Raw genomic sequence first — 14,544 nt, forward strand, 5'->3', positions numbered from 1 at the left:
GTCGCGTGCCCTTCCTCGCTAGGGATTCGTAGCCAGGCAGCCGAGGGATGGAAGGTCCAGCTGTCCTTCTCACATGCTGAGCGGGCCTCTCACCAGGCGGACGGACGGCACCGTCCTACGTGCCGCAGAACTCCGCCTCGATGACCGCGTCGGTACTGCCCGACCAGTCGCCGTTGAAGTTGACGGCCAGGGAGTGCCGGCCGTCCTCCGTCGTCACGGCGTCCGAGTTCGAACCGAAGATGCCGCCGTCATGGCCCCAGACGTGGACGCCGCAGTCGAGCTCGCGGTCGACGAGCCCCAGGCCGTAGCGGTTGGTCCGGCTGGAGGGAACCGTGGTCTTCATCTCCTTCAGCTGCTCGGGCGGGAGCAGCCTGCCGCGGAGCAGCGCCGAGTAGAAGCGGTTCAGGTCGGCCGAGCTGGAGACCATCTGGCCCGAGCCGTAGGCCAGACGCGCGTTCAGTTCCGTGACGTCGTACGTCGGGCCGGTGTCCGTCCGGACCAGCTTGGAGTAGGCGCGGCTGCTGGGCCGGGGCAGGGTGACGCGGGTGGTGGGGACGGACGTGGAGGTCAGGTGCAGCGGGGCGATGATGCGCCGGTCGATCTCGTCACCGTAGTCGTCGTTGCCCGTGGCCTTCTCGATCACCCGCGCGGCCAGGAGGTAGTTCGTGTTGGAGTACTTGAACGAACTGCCCGGCGCGAAGTACGGCTCGTTGGCCAGGGCGAAGGCGAGCAGCTCCTCCGGGTCCGTCTCGTCGAACCGGTGCTTCATAAAGCCGTCCGCGGTCATGTACGTCCGCTGGAAACCGGGGTCCGCCAGGTAGTCGAAGATGCCGCTGGTGTGGTTCAGGAGCTGGCGGAGGGTGACCTCACGGCCGTCGTGTCCGTTGCCCCGGACCACACCCGGCAGCCACTTGTCCACCGTGTCGTCCAGCGACAGCCGTCCCTCCGCCTCCAGTTGCAGGACGACGGTGGCGACGAACGTCTTCGTGATGCTGGCCACGCGGTAGTGGTCGTTCGCCGAACGCGGCTTGCCCGTCTTGAGGTTGCCCACTCCGGCCGTGGCCGCCCAGGTGCCGTGCCCCTGCTGCACTCTCGCGGTCACGCCCGGGACGCCGTCGGCGACCGCGGCCCGCATCGCCTGCCGGGTCGCGTCGTGGTCGTCAGTGGGCGGGGCCGCGACCGCGGGGCCCGCCAGGGCCGCCGACAGTGCCACGGCCGTCGCCGCCATCAGGATCGTGCCTACGCGTCTGTTCATGTTCCCTGCCCCCGTCACGTCGAGCGGTGTCAGGGGGTGAGACCACGAGTCGGCGGGCAGGAGTTGACCGGCCCGGGCGGGTTGAGCGGGATTCAGCCTGTTCTTGCGAGAAACCCCGGGGCTTCAGCCCCGGGAGGAATCGCATCTTCGGGCTCACGGCGCGTCAGGACAGAGTGCACGGGTCACTCGATGGGGTGAGCAGTGGAGAACGTGTGGTGGGGCGTCGTGCGGGTGTCTACGATCGCTGATCGTGAAGCTGGTGGTGCAGGTCAGGCTGCTGCCGACGCCCGTCCAGGCGGCGGCTCTGGAGGCGACCCTGCGCGCCTGCAACGAGGCCGCCACCTGGGTGAGCCAGGTCGCCTTCGAACGCGGGGAGTTCAAGAACTTCGCCCTGCGCAAGCTCACCTACGAGCAGGTCAAGTCCCGTTGGAACCTCGGCGCTCAGGCGGCCCAGCACACGATCAAGAAGACCTGCGACGCGTACGCCACGCTGAAGGCGAACCTGAGGGCGGCCGTCTGGGTCGTCCTGGCTCAGCACGCTACTGCCGCGCCACGCAAAAGCCCGTTGCCTTCCGTCCCCTTGGTGCTCAGCCCTACGACGACCGGATGCTCTCGTGGCAGATCGCCGGGCGGACGGTGTCGGTCTGGACCATCGGCGGGCGGATGAAGAACGTGGCTTTCACGGCATCTGTCGAGCAGCTGGCCACCCTCACGCTGTACCGCAGGGGCGAGTCCGATCTCGTGCACCGGGACGGCATGTGGTTCCTGAACGCCACCTGCGAAATCCCCGAGGCCGAGCCGAACACCGAACCGGTTGACTTCCTCGGCATCGACCTGGGCATCGTAAACATCGCCACCACCTCGGGCGGCGAGATCATGGCCGGGCGTGAGCTCAACCGGATCCGGATCCGCGAGCGCAGGCTGCGCACCAAGCTCCAGAAGAAGAACACCCCGTCCGCGAGGCGGCGGCTGAAGAAGCGCCGCCGTAAGGAAGCACGGCGGGCCAGAGACATCAACCACAAGATCGCGAAACATGTGGTGGCCGAGGCTGAACGCACCGGTCGTGGAATCGCCCTTGAAGACCTCACGGGCATCCGCGAGCGGGTACGGCTGAGGAAGCCCCAACGGGCCGCCCACTCCAGCTGGTCCTTCGCCCAGCTGGGGCAGTTCATCGCGTACAAGGCCCGCAAGGCCGGGGTGCCGGTGATGCATGTCGATCCGGCGTACACCTCCCGTACCTGCGCCGAGTGCGGCCACATCGACAGAGCGAACCGGGTCTCCCAGGCCTGGTTCGCGTGCCGGTCCTGCGGACTCGTTGATCATGCGGACCGGAACAGCTCCCGCAACCTCCGCGCCCGCGCGTGGGAGTTGTGGCGACGCGGGGCCCAGTCAACGGCCGCAGCCCCACCCTCGAAGCCAGCCGGAGGGGCAGGACGCAAACGCAGCACCACAGCCAGTGGCGCCCGTTGTGCAAGCCCGTCGCTTTAACGACGGGTAGTTGACCCCTTCTTCAGCACCAGCTCGGTGTTGCGGTCCTCCGGGTCGCCGCCGAGGGTCGTGCTCGCGCCGGGGGCGTTGAGGGACAGCTCGCGGTAGAGGGCGGCGAGGCCGGTCTGGGAGAGGTCGGAGAAGTCCGTGCGGTGCGGGGCCGAGGACTCCACCAGCGTGGTGAACAGGGAGATCGTGCCGTCCTTGTTGTCGGTCAGCTCGATGACCCGGGCGAGCTGGGGGTAGTCGACGTGGGAGGCCGTGGAGATCTCCCAGAAGGACCCGCCGCCGGACAGCGAGTGCGGGGTGATGACGTTTTTGTGGATGTGGCCGTTCACCCAGGCGAGCACGTTGCGGTGGCCGCCGAGGAGGGCGAGGACCTCCTCGCCGGTGTGCCGGCGCTCCTGGGGGCGGGCCGGGTCGATGCGGGTGTTGGTCATCGTCTTGCTGGTGTGATGGCTGAAGATCACCGCGTGGGAGTCCTTGTTCTCCCGCAGGGTCCGGTCGAGCCACTTCAGCTGGGCCGTGCCGAGCGAGCCCTCGTAGTGGCCGCCCGCGTCGGTGGTGTCCAGGCTGATGCCGATGACGTCGTCGGAGATGCGGAAGGCGTAGTACTGGGTGCCCGCGTCGAGGTTGGCGGAGGAGTAGCCGTGGCCGGCCGGGCCGATGCCGCGGTAGGCCGGGTCCAGGTGCGCCTGGAGGTACTCGGTGGGGGTGAAGGGGGCGCGGCTCTCGTCCGGGGTGACCGAACGCATGGCCCTGGAGCGGGACTTCAGGAAGTCCTCGTAGCGGACGCCCTTGGGGTCTCCGGCCTTCTTGATGAGGGTCTGCAGCCGCTGCGCCTCGGCCGCCGGCACGTCCATCAGTTTCTTGCCGCCGACGGCGAGTTCGGTGAGGTAGGAGTCGCCGTGCGAGGCGTAGCAGCCCATCGGCAGGGAGTCGTGGTTTCCGACGGTGGAGTACCAGGGCAGGTTGAGGCCCGGGCTGCGGACCTCGCGGATGGCTGCCGTCAGGAAGCCGTCGAGGTGCGGGAAGCCGGCCTGCTTGTCGGAGTCGCGGATCGCCGCGTCCGGCTGCCAGTACTGCGTGAGGCCGCTGTTCTGGACGCCCTCGTACCGGCGCGGATCCCCCGAGTTGGGTGTGATGCGCCCGCCGCTCATGACCTTCAGGAACCACTCCAGCTCGGACTTGGCGTTGTTGTCCGTGTTGTCGCCGGTGGTCATGGCGAAGTGCAGCGGGGCGCCGGTGACGGGGGCGCCGCGCAGCGCGTTGATCCGCTCCACGAGCGCGATCGCGCCCTGCACGGTCAGCGCCTCGTGCGGCCGCCAGGCGTGCACGTCGGCCGAGCGCAGGTACTCCAGGCGCAGCGGATGCTGGGCGTCGATGATGTGCAGGTCGGTGAGCTGCACGAACGCGGCGAGCGCGGTACGGCGCCCGGCGCGGCCGGACTTGGGCGCGGCCAGGTCCGAGCGCACGACCCGCTGCCAGCCGGGGCCGTCGCCCAGGCGACGGTAGCCGGAGCCGCGCGGGGTGGCCACGGACGCCAGGGTCGTGCCCTTGGTGTAGGGGGCCAGGGGTGCGGCCGGGGCCCGGCGCGAGGAGGCGGCGACGGCCTCGGTGGTCTCCGTGGCGGTGGCGGCCTGGCTGTCGCTGGGCCGCAGGGCGTAGCCGACACCCGCGGACAGGGCGACCGCTCCGGTGGCGGCGAGGACGGAACGACGGTGGATGCCCTGGCCGGAGCCGGCGACTGAGCGTGTGCGCGACATGCGCTTCTCTCCCCGAGTGCGAACGCGTCGGCAGTGGTCGCGGGATGCTCGGCACGCGAACATCCCGCTCGTACTGGATCGTTGGCACCGGGAATGACCTGCGCGTAAACGGGGCGGCAACGCGCAGCGCCGATCACCGTACGTGGATCTTGGACTACCCTGCGCGCCGTCGGCCGCTCCGGGAACGGCCGGGAGCCGGTCACGCGGTGTTCATCTTCCGGGGTACTGAACCTATTCGGCGTCCTCCAGGACGTCGGCGAGCCGTCCGGTGGGAGGCCGTTCCCGCCACAGGCGCAGCGCGATGTCGACCATCCGCACCCGGACCAGCCCGGGCACCGCGTCCAGGTCCTGCCAGGCGGCGAGGTCGGTGGAGCCGCCCACCTCGTTGCGGAGTTCGCCGCCGATGACGCGGCCCTCGTAGACCAACCGGACGCCGTGATGGTCGACGGCGCGTCCGAAGCCCTCGCGGAAGACGCGGTGGGAGGAGTCCACGCCGAGCAGTGCGGTGACCTCGATGTGGTACCCGGTCTCCTCCTCGACCTCCCGCCGCACGGTGTCGTAGGGGTCCTCGCCGTGCTCCATGCCGCCGCCGGGCACGACCCACTCTGGGGTGCCGTCGGGGGCCGGGGAGCGGGCGAGCAGGATCTGTCCGTCACGGACGCATATGGCGTAGGCCGCCACCCTCAACTTCTGTCGCACTCCGGGACGTTAACCGATTTCGCCGCCTTCGGGACTCATGCCCGCAAAACGCATCGCGGGTTTTCCCCATACATCCATTTCGATTCGGTCAACCCTCCCCAAAGAACATCACCTTGCGTAAAGCTGTGCGATCGTCCGGGCCAGTGAACCGGACGGTCGCGACCAGGGCCGATCGGTTCCGGTCGCTCCCGCTCGTTCCTTTACCTCCAAGGGATGCCGATGACCAACACCCCCCAGCGTGACCCGATATCGGCCCGCAGACGTGTGGCGCGCATCGCCGTGGCCGCCGGCCTCGTCGCCGCACTCTCCGCGGCCGGGCCGGTCCCCCTGGCCTTCGCCGCCGACGAGCCCGGCGCGTCCGCCCCGGCCGACGCCGACGTCAAGTCGGCGCATGACAAGCTCGGTTCGGGGGACGCGGACCTGCTCGCCGAGGCCAAGGCCGACGGCGACAAGACCGTCACGATGATGATCGCCACCGCGCCCGGGCAGACCGAGCAGGTCGCCGGGCAGCTGGACGCGGTCAAGGGCGGCTCGGTGGGCCGGGCCGACGACAAGCTGGGCTACGTCCGCGCCACCGTCCCGACGTCCCGGGCGGACTCGGCCATCGCCGCCGCCGCCAAGCTCTCCTCGGTGCACGGCATCGACCTGCGCGAGGAGATCCCGCTGGACGACCCGACGCCGGCCGCGGACACCGCCAAGGGCGCCAAGGCAGCCGCGGGGACGTACCCGGCGCCGGGGAAGAAGACCCCCGCGGAGAACCCGTACAACCCGTCCTTCGAGACGGGCGCGGTCGACTTCGTCGAGGACCACCCGAAGGCGGACGGCCGCGGCATCACCATCGGCATCCTGGACTCCGGCGTCGACCTGGGTCACCCGGCGCTGCAGAAGACCACCACCGGCGAGCGGAAGATCGTCGACTGGGTGACGGCGACGGACCCGGTCGTCGACAACGACAACACGTGGCGCCGGATGGACACTCCGGTCGCGGGCCCCACGTTCACGCACGACGGCAGGACCTGGAAGGCGCCTTCGGGCTCGTACCGGGTGAGCACCTTCAAGGAGGCGTACACCACCGGCGGTGACGCCGCGGGGGACGCCAACCGCGACGGCGACACCACGGACTCCTGGGGCGTGCTGTACGACCCGGCCGCCGGCACGGTCCGCGTCGACCTGAACAACAACTTCGACTTCGCCGACGACACCGCGATGAAGCCGTACAAGGACGGCTTCCAGATCGGGTACTTCGGCACCGACGACCCGAAGACGGACATCGCCGAGCGGCAGCCGTTCGTCGTCGAGATCCGCAAGGACGTCGTCTACAACGGCGCCGGCGCGAAGGCCGACTTCGTCAACATCGGCGTCGTCGAGTCCGAGCACGGCACGCACGTCGCCGGCATCACCGCCGCGAACGGCCTGTTCGGCGGCAAGATGGACGGCGCCGCCCCGGGGGCCAAGCTGGTCTCCTCGCGCGCCTGCACCTGGTCCGGCGGCTGCACCAACGTCGCGCTCACCGAGGGCATGATCGACCTCGTCACCAAGCGCGGCGTCGACATCGTCAACATGTCCATCGGCGGCCTGCCCGCGCTGAACGACGGCAACAACGCGCGCGCGGAGCTGTACACGCGCCTCATCGACACCTACGGCGTGCAGCTGGTGATCTCCGCGGGCAACTCCGGCCCCGGCGCCAACACCATCGGCGACCCGGCCCTGGCCGACAAGGTGATCTCGGTCGGCGCGTCCGTCTCCAAGGAGACCTGGGCCGCCAACTACGGCTCGGTCGTGGAGAAGAAGTACGCGCTGATGCCGTTCTCCTCGCGCGGCCCGCGTGAGGACGGCGGTTTCACCCCGACCCTGGTCGCCCCGGGTGCCGCGATCAACACCATCCAGACCTGGATGCCGGGCGCCCCGGTCGCCGAGGCGGGCTACTCCCTGCCGGCCGGCTACGCCATGCTCCAGGGCACCTCGATGGCCTCCCCGCAGGCCGCCGGTGCCGCCGCGCTGCTGCTGTCCGCCGCGAAGCAGAAGAAGATCGAGCTCACCCCGGCGACCCTGCGCACGGCCCTCACCTCGACCGCCGACCACATCAAGGGTGTGCAGGCGTACGAGGAGGGCGCGGGTCTGATGAACATCGAGGACGCCTGGGACTCGATCCGCGACGGCGCCACCTCGCACGGCTACACCGTGAAGGCGCCGGTCGACACCGCGATCGACCAGCTCCTGAAGACCCCGGGCTACGGCACGGGCCTGTACGACCGTGAGGGCGGCCTGAAGGCCGGCCAGAAGAAGACGTACGAGATCACCATCACCCGTACGTCCGGCGCCGACAAGGCGGTCCGGCACGAGCTGCACTTCGAGAACAACGCGGGCGGCACGTTCCGGATCGTCGGCTCCGACGAGGTGAAGCTGCCGCTGAACAAGCCGGTCACCGTCAAGGTCCAGGCCGCGCCGAAGTCCGCGGGGCTCAAGAGCGCGATCCTGGAGGTCGACGACCCGAAGACCGAGGGCATCGACAAGCAGCTCCTCAACACGGTCGTGGTCTCGGCGCCGCTGAAGTACACGTTCTCCGCGTCGGACTCGGTGCAGCGCAACAGCTCGCGGCACTACTACGTCACCGTGCCCGAGGGCGCGAAGACGCTGGAGGTCGCGCTGGGCGGGCTGAAGGACAAGAGCCAGACCCGGTTCATCGCCATCCACCCGTACGGCGTCCCGTCCGACCCGACGTCGACGGTCAACTGCTACCCGAACTACTCGAACCCGGCCAACACCTGCCGCCCGGACCTGCGTTCCTACGCGGACCCGCAGCCCGGCGTGTGGGAGATCGAGGTCGAGTCGCGCCGTACGTCGCCGCTGCTCGACAACCCGTACAAGCTGGATGTCGCCGTGCTCGGCGTGGCGTTCGAGCCGGAGACCGTGACCGTGCCCGAGGCGAAGGTCGGCACCCCGGCCGCCGCCTCCTGGAAGGTGACGAACGGCTTCGCCGCGATCGACGGCAAGCTGGTGGGCGGTCCGCTCGGCTCGTCGAAGACGACCCGGCCGTCGATCAAGCAGGGCGAGACGCAGAGCACCACGGTCGAGGTGCCCGCGGGCGCGAAGTCCCTGGACGTCGCCATCGGCCGCGTCTCGGACGCCGCCGCGGACCTGGACCTCGCGGTCTACGACGCCGCCGGCAAGCAGGTCGGCAGCTCCGCCGACGGCGACTCGGAGGAGTCGGTCTCCGTGCCCTCGCCGGCCGCCGGTAAGTACACCGTCCAGGTCGTCGGCTACTCGGTGCCGGCCGGCACGACCGAGTACGACTACCAGGACGTGTTCTTCGCCCCCTCCCTCGGCAGCGTCACCGTCGACGGGTCGGCGCCGGTGAAGCTCGGCACGGGTGACTCGGCGACGGTCTCGGGCAGCGTCACCGCCGCGGCGGCCGCGCCCGAGGGGCGTGAGTTCTTCGGCGAGGTCCAGCTGGTCAACGCGCGCGGGACGGCCGCGGGCGTGGGCAGCGTGAAGATCGAGAAGGTCGTGCCGTAGCGGTTGGGCGGCATCTGAGGGCGGGCGTCCCGGCTGGGCGCCCGCCCTTGTTTTTCCGCCTTCCGCTCACTCGCAGGGCAGGGTCGCCGACTCGGGCAGGGCCGCGGTGATCCAGGCGCGTGCGCGGGCGATCTCCTTCTCGCCGACGCTCCACAGGTCCGGCTGGGCCTGCCCGCGCGTGATCCCGACGAGGACGTGGTCGCCCGGCCGCAGCAGGGGGTCGACGTCCTCGTCCAGGGGGAAGACGATCCGGTCCAGCCCCTTGGCGGGCTTGTAGGAGCGGTCCACGTCGAGGGTGACGCGGTCCTGGCCGGTGCCGGGAACCGGTTCGACCCCGGCGACGGTGCCCTCGGCCACGAGCCGGGCGCAGGCGAGATATCCGGCGTGAGAGAGCTTGGCACCCTCCTCGCCCCGCGGCGCACCGGCCGCGGCATCGGCGGTCGAGCCGGAGTCCGAGTCCGCCCCCGACCCGTGATCGCCCTGCACGACGAGCCATCCCATCCCCACGACGACGGTCGCGGCCGCGGCAGCCACGAGCCCACGCAGGACCACATCGAGGGCCCGGGGCCGGCTACGCCGCCGGGACAGCCCCCCATGTGCCCGGGAACCCACGGGCAGCACCCTCACGGACGGGTCGCCGCCCGCGCCCGGCCCGTCGGCGTGCACGACCCGCGCGCCGTCCGCCGGCCCGGTCGCCGGGGCTCGTCCCGGCGGATCCACCGCTTCCGACGACGGACCGGCTGCTCCCCCCGGCCCGTCGGCGTGCCGGCCCCCCGCCTCCGGCGACGCATCGGCGACCGCCCCCCGCCCGCCGAGACGCACACGCGCCGCGGCACCCGCCGATCCTGCCGCCGGCGCCGGCCCCGCCGGGCCCCCCGCTTCCGGCCGAGTCCGTGCCCCGGCCTCGGGCCCGGCCACGTCCCACGCGGTGTCGTGCGCCAGGGTGTCCCCCATCAGCAGCAGCTGTTCCCGCAGCAGGGCCACGTCCGCGGTTGCCGCGCGGTGGGCCGTCATGAAAGCCGGGTCCCGCCGGGCCCCCTCCGGCAGCGGGTCGTCGACGAGCGCTGCCATCAGCGCGTCCATGCCGTCGTAGTCGGCGTCGCGCCGGTCGTCGTCGTTCCGGGCGGTCACGTCACACCACCTCGTCCTCGTGCAGGCGGGCGCGCAGGGCCCGTACCGCCGTGTGCAGCCGGCTCTTGACCGTGCCCTCCGGAACGCCGAGCTGCTCGGCGATGGACCGGACCGGCAGGTCGGCGTAGAAACGCAGCACGACGACCTGCCGCTGGGCGTCGGGCAACTCGTCCAGGCCCTGGGCGACGGCGAGGGACAACACGCTGGTGTCCTCGCCGGAGGGATGTTCCAGTTGCCGCAGGGCGGCCAGCCGCTCCCCGAGGCGCTCCTGGCGGCGCTTGGCCCGGTGCCAGTCCATGGCGAGGTTGGAGGCGACGACCGCCGCCCACGCCGAGACGTCCCGCGGCGCCTCCCGGCCGCTCGCGGCCCGCTCCAGCAACCGCAGGCGGACCTGCTGCACCCCGTCCGGCAGGTCCGCCTGCGGTACACCGCCCAGCGCGAGCACCGCCCGCACCCGGCGCTCCTGTGCCGCGTCCAGCGGATCGTCACCGGTACCGGCGTGCGCCTCCCGGCCCCGCCGGGCCCTTCCCCGCAGCAGCACAAGCCACCCCCCTCGCCGTGTTTCTCCTACGACGCCGGCACGGCCCGGAACGTTCGGTCTTTTTTTCCGGCAGGACGGTGGCAGGGCGACGGCAGGCCGACAGAGGCGTACGTCACACTCCCGTGTGGCCGAGAACAACAGGGGCAGGCGACCTTGCGGCGTATGCCCCCCGGCGGACGAATTCCTCCAGCTCAGCCGGGGTGGGCGCCGGACGTCCGCAACCACGGAACGGGACACGTCGTCCCACTCTCCGGTCAGACCGGGGAAAGAAGTGGACAGGCGGGCCTTGGTCGGCCGCATGATGGAAAAGCCTCGGCCAAGCAACGAGCACGTGAAGAGACGCAGGAGAGGGAGTCACCGTGAGGGTCGGAATCGTCGGAGCCACCGGACAGGTGGGCACGGTCATGCGCAGGATCCTCACGGAACGGAACTTCCCGGTCACGGAGCTGCGCCTGTTCGCCTCGGCCCGCTCGGCGGGCACGGAGCTGGACGGCGTGACGGTGGAGGACGCGGCGACCGCCGACTACACCGGCCTGGACATCGTGCTGTTCTCCGCGGGCGGAGCCACGTCCAAGGCGCTGGCCGAGAAGGTCGCCTCCCAGGGCGCCGTCGTGATCGACAACTCCTCCGCCTGGCGCAAGCACCCGGAGGTGCCGCTGGTCGTCTCCGAGGTGAACCCGCACGCGATCGCGAACCGCCCCAAGGGCATCATCGCCAACCCGAACTGCACGACGATGGCCGCGATGCCGGTCCTGCGCCCGCTGCACGCGGAAGCCGGCCTGGAAGCCCTGGTCGTCGCCACGTACCAGGCGGTCTCCGGCTCCGGCCTCGCCGGTGTCGCCGAGCTGCACGGCCAGACGCAGAAGGTCGTCGCCGAAGCGGACAAGCTGACGCACGACGGCGAGGCGGTCGACTTCCCCGAGCCGGGCGTCTACAAGCGCCCCATCGCCTTCAACGTACTGCCGCTCGCGGGCAACATCGTCGACGACGGTCTGAACGAGACCGACGAGGAGCAGAAGCTCCGCAACGAGTCCCGCAAGATCCTGGAGATCCCCGAGCTGAAGGTCTCCGGCACCTGCGTGCGCGTCCCGGTCTTCTCCGGCCACTCCCTGCAGATCAACGCCCGCTTCGCCCGCCCGATCTCCCCGGAGCGCGCGACGGAGCTGCTGAAGGACGCCCCGGGAGTCGAGCTCTCCGACATCCCCACCCCCCTCCAGGCCGCCGGCAAGGACCCCTCCTACGTCGGCCGCATCCGCCGCGACGAGACGGTGGACAACGGCCTGGCCCTCTTCGTCTCCAACGACAACCTCCGCAAGGGCGCGGCCCTCAACGCGGTCCAGATCGCGGAACTGGTGGCGGCCGAGCTGAAGGGTTAGTCCCCGCGCACCTCATCCCCGCGCACCTCATTGCCCCTGCGCACCTCGTAGAGGAAACAGCCGTACTCGACGGCCCGGACGTGGACGAGCACCACGGCCGGGTCGTCGAACGCTTCCCTGAGGGCCTCGTCGAAGGCGCCGGGCTCCTCGACCAGCCGCCCGCCCAGGATGTGTCCCTCGGCGGAGTAGCGGCGGACCGTGCGGTGGGCGTTGGTGAAGGGCAGGGCCACGCCGGCGTCCGGCCCCGGGCAGTCGTCGGCGTGGATGAAGACCGGGCCCACTTCGTCGTACGCGCCGGGGTCGACGCCCAGTTCCGCCGCCCAGCGGCGCAGCGGGGCGTACGAGACGAGGGCGATGCGCTCGCCGGGCTCGCTGCGGCCCAGGCAGCAGCGCAGGGGCGCGCCGCCCTCGGTGTCGGTGAAGGGGGCCGTGGGGCGGCCGGCGTCGTCCGTCGTGCGGAGTTCCTTCAGGACGCGCGGGGCGATGGGCTGTGCGGTGTACGTCGTCGTCATGCTCCTCAGGCTTGCTCGCCCGGGGCCTGCGTACCGGCGGATTCCGGACGTCGTATTGCCTCTGCCCCGGGCCGCCCGGCCCGGGAGGCCGCCGGCAGGGCCAGCAGCGCCAGGCCGCCGCCCACGCAGAGCACCGCCGTCGCGCCGAGGGCGTCGGCCACCCGGCCCCCGGTGAACGCGCCCAGCGCGATCCCCGTGTTGAAGACGGCCGCGAAGAGCGCCGACCCGGCCTCGCGGGCCCCCGGTGCGGCGGCCGACAGCCAGTTCTGGGCGGAGACCGAGACACCCCCGTAGACCAGGCCCCAGACGGTGAGCAGCAGCGTCGAGGCGGCGAGTGAGCCCGCCGCCGGGATCAGCAGCAGGACGACCGAGCCCAGCCCGGCCGCGATGACCAGCAGGGCCCGGCGCGGGTCGCGGGACGCGAGCCGGCCGCCCGCGAAGGTGCCGGCGACTCCGGCCAGGCCGTAGCCGAGGAGGAGGGTGCTGACCGTTCCCGCGCCCAGGCCGGGGACGCGTTCCAGGACCGGGCGGACGTAGGTGTAGGCGGTGAAGTGGCCGGTGACCAGCAGCGCCGTCGCGAGCAGGCCGCGGGAGACGGCCGGCGTGCGCAGCAGGGCCGGGAACGTGCCGAACGTGACGGGGCGTTCGGGCGGCAGCGACGGCAGGGCGAGGGCCAGGGCCGCGGCGACGGCCGCCGCGAGGACGGCCAGGGCGGCGAACGCCCAGCGCCAGCCCGCGAGCGAGCCGAGGAAGGTGCCGGCCGGGACGCCCAGCACCGAGGCCACCGCTATCCCGCTGAAGATCAGCGCGGTGGCCCGGCCCGCCCGGTCCGGCGGCATCAGCCGTGTCCCCAGCCCGGCCGCGATCGCCCACACCCCGCCGATGCACACCCCGACCAGGGCACGCGCGAGCAGCAGGACGGTGATGTGCGGGGCCAGGGCGGACAGCACGTTGGCGGCCGCGAGCAGGAGCAGCAGCGCGCACAGCGCCGTGCGCCGGTCGGCGCGGCGGGCCGCGACCGGCAGCAGGGGCGCGCTCGCCGCGGCGACCAGGCCGGGCAGCGTGACGGCGAGCCCGGCGGTGCCGGGGGAGACGTGCAGGCCGGTGCCGAGCGAGGTGAGCAGGCCGACCGGGAGCATCTCGGTGGTGACGACGGAGAAGGTGGCGGCGGCCAGGGCCAGGACGGCGGGCCAGGGGCGGGTCGGCGGGGTGGTGTCGGTCCCGAGGGGGACCGTGGTCGTGGAGGGCATGCCTCCACCCTTTTGCGCGGGCCGCCCGGGAACAACGCCGAAGTCCTCACCCTTGCATGAGCGGGACTGATCGATCGGAACCGGAGGGAAACCGCCGTGGCGGGGCTGGAGTTGCGTGAGCTGGAGTGCTTCCTGGTGCTGTCCGAGGAGCTGCACTTCGGCCGGACCGGGGAGCGGTTGTACGTCTCGCAGAGCCGGGTGAGCCAGTTGCTGAGCGCGCTGGAGCGCCGGGTGGGCGGCCGTCTGGTGCACCGCACCAGCCGCCGGGTCGCCCTGACGCCGCTCGGCGAGCGGTTCGTGCAGCGGCTGCGTCCGGCGTACGGCGGGCTGCGGGAGGCCGTGGACGACGCGCGGGCCGCCGCCCGGGGTGTCGAGGGTGCCCTGCGGATCGGTTTCCAGGGGACGGCGGACACCGGGCTGACGGCGGCGGTGCGGGCCTTCCGGTCCGCGCACCCGGAGTGCGTGACGGACGTGGTGGAGATTCCGCTCGCCGATCCCTTCGGCGCCGTGCGCGAGGGCACGGTGGACGCGGCGGTCGTCCTGCTGCCCGTCGAGGAGCCGGACCTGGTGCTGGGCCCGGTGTTCTCCGAGCGGCCCCAGACGGTCGCGGTCGGCCGGGACCACCCGTTCGCGTCCCTCGCGAAGGTGACCGCGGCGCAGGTGGCGGCGGCCCCGCTGGTCACAGCCGCTCCCCCGGCCCCCGCCTACTGGCGGGCCGCCCACGCCCCGTCCGCCGTGCCCGGCCCGGCGGTGTCCACCCTCCAGGAGGGCCTGACCCAGGTCGCCGCGGGCCGCGCGGCCATGCTGCTGTGCCGGCCCACGGCCGCGTATCACCGGCGCGATGACGTGGTGTTCGTACCGGTGGAGGGCGTGCCGGAGTCGGCTCTCGGCCTGGTGTGGCACCGGGACGGTCAGACGGCGGCGGTGCGCGAGTTCGCCCGTGCCCTCGCCGGGCGAGGGGTATCCCTTGGACATCCCCAGGTCGTCGCCTGATGCGAGGCTGCCGTGGA

The 14,544-nt window shown here is 71.9% G+C and carries 10 protein-coding genes and 1 pseudogene; 4 read left to right on the forward strand and 7 right to left on the reverse strand.

What is annotated here, in order from left to right:
- Positions 1-115: 115 nt before the first annotated feature.
- Entirely contained in the window at positions 116-1,255 is a 1,140-nt protein-coding gene (locus QF034_RS13675) for a serine hydrolase domain-containing protein (RefSeq protein ID WP_307175210.1), read from the reverse strand.
- Between the two features lie 250 nt (positions 1,256-1,505).
- Here QF034_RS13675 and QF034_RS13680 point away from each other — a divergent pair.
- Positions 1,506-2,743 (forward strand): annotated as a pseudogene (locus QF034_RS13680) (RNA-guided endonuclease InsQ/TnpB family protein).
- On the opposite strand, the gene QF034_RS13685 reads toward QF034_RS13680, so the two are convergent.
- On the reverse strand, positions 2,740-4,509 hold the full coding sequence (locus QF034_RS13685; RefSeq protein ID WP_307175211.1) for a TIGR03767 family metallophosphoesterase: 1,770 nt from the start codon (positions 4,507-4,509) through the stop codon (positions 2,740-2,742). The pseudogene QF034_RS13680 and the gene QF034_RS13685 sit on opposite strands and share 4 nt — an antisense overlap.
- A gap of 231 nt (positions 4,510-4,740) precedes the next feature.
- On the reverse strand, positions 4,741-5,208 hold the full coding sequence (locus QF034_RS13690; RefSeq protein ID WP_307175212.1) for an NUDIX hydrolase: 468 nt from the start codon (positions 5,206-5,208) through the stop codon (positions 4,741-4,743).
- A 219-nt stretch (positions 5,209-5,427) separates the two neighbouring features.
- Between QF034_RS13690 and QF034_RS13695 the strand changes: the two genes are divergently transcribed.
- The gene (locus QF034_RS13695) at positions 5,428-8,724 is read left to right on the forward strand and encodes a S8 family serine peptidase (protein WP_307175213.1); all 3,297 of its coding nucleotides are present in this window, start codon (positions 5,428-5,430) and stop codon (positions 8,722-8,724) included.
- A gap of 66 nt (positions 8,725-8,790) precedes the next feature.
- Here QF034_RS13695 and QF034_RS13700 read toward each other — a convergent pair whose 3' ends face one another.
- Both QF034_RS13700 and QF034_RS13705 read right to left on the reverse strand, forming a co-directional pair.
- Positions 8,791-9,855, reverse strand: coding sequence for a hypothetical protein (locus QF034_RS13700; RefSeq protein WP_307175214.1), 1,065 nt, complete (start codon positions 9,853-9,855; stop codon positions 8,791-8,793).
- 1 nt (position 9,856) lies between these two features.
- Positions 9,857-10,393: an RNA polymerase sigma factor gene (locus tag QF034_RS13705; protein WP_307179874.1), complete on the reverse strand. Its 537-nt coding sequence runs from the start codon at positions 10,391-10,393 to the stop codon at positions 9,857-9,859.
- 362 nt (positions 10,394-10,755) lie between these two features.
- On the opposite strand from QF034_RS13705, the gene QF034_RS13710 reads away from it, so the two are divergent.
- Positions 10,756-11,772 carry an aspartate-semialdehyde dehydrogenase gene (locus tag QF034_RS13710; protein ID WP_307175215.1) on the forward strand — a complete coding sequence of 339 codons (1,017 nt, stop codon included), beginning with the start codon at positions 10,756-10,758 and terminating at the stop codon, positions 11,770-11,772.
- On the opposite strand, the gene QF034_RS13715 is transcribed toward QF034_RS13710, so the two are convergent.
- Together QF034_RS13715 and QF034_RS13720 are read right to left on the reverse strand one after the other, a co-directional pair.
- Positions 11,769-12,284: a DUF1203 domain-containing protein gene (locus QF034_RS13715; protein WP_307175216.1), complete on the reverse strand. Its 516-nt coding sequence runs from the start codon at positions 12,282-12,284 to the stop codon at positions 11,769-11,771. The genes QF034_RS13710 and QF034_RS13715 overlap by 4 nt on opposite strands.
- 5 nt (positions 12,285-12,289) lie before the next feature.
- On the reverse strand, positions 12,290-13,534 hold the full coding sequence (locus QF034_RS13720; RefSeq protein ID WP_307175217.1) for an MFS transporter: 1,245 nt from the start codon (positions 13,532-13,534) through the stop codon (positions 12,290-12,292).
- 96 nt (positions 13,535-13,630) lie between these two features.
- On the opposite strand from QF034_RS13720, the gene QF034_RS13725 reads away from it, so the two are divergent.
- Positions 13,631-14,527 (forward strand): LysR family transcriptional regulator, encoded by an 897-nt coding sequence (locus QF034_RS13725; protein WP_307175218.1) that lies wholly within the window; start codon positions 13,631-13,633, stop codon positions 14,525-14,527.
- Positions 14,528-14,544 lie beyond the last annotated feature (17 nt).

Origin of the sequence: Streptomyces africanus (assembly GCF_030816955.1) — a bacterium.
GTDB lineage: Bacteria > Actinomycetota > Actinomycetes > Streptomycetales > Streptomycetaceae > Streptomyces > Streptomyces africanus.

What these genes read in the sequence shown, in the direction of transcription:
- QF034_RS13675 (WP_307175210.1), bottom strand. Translation starts at nt 1,255, where the DNA reads ATGAACAGACGCGTAGGCACGATCCTGATGGCGGCGACGGCCGTGGCA.
- QF034_RS13685 (WP_307175211.1), bottom strand. Translation starts at nt 4,509, where the DNA reads ATGTCGCGCACACGCTCAGTCGCCGGCTCCGGCCAGGGCATCCACCGT.
- QF034_RS13695 (WP_307175213.1), top strand. Translation starts at nt 5,428, where the DNA reads ATGACCAACACCCCCCAGCGTGACCCGATATCGGCCCGCAGACGTGTG.
- QF034_RS13720 (WP_307175217.1), bottom strand. Translation starts at nt 13,534, where the DNA reads ATGCCCTCCACGACCACGGTCCCCCTCGGGACCGACACCACCCCGCCG.
- QF034_RS13715 (WP_307175216.1), bottom strand. Translation starts at nt 12,284, where the DNA reads ATGACGACGACGTACACCGCACAGCCCATCGCCCCGCGCGTCCTGAAG.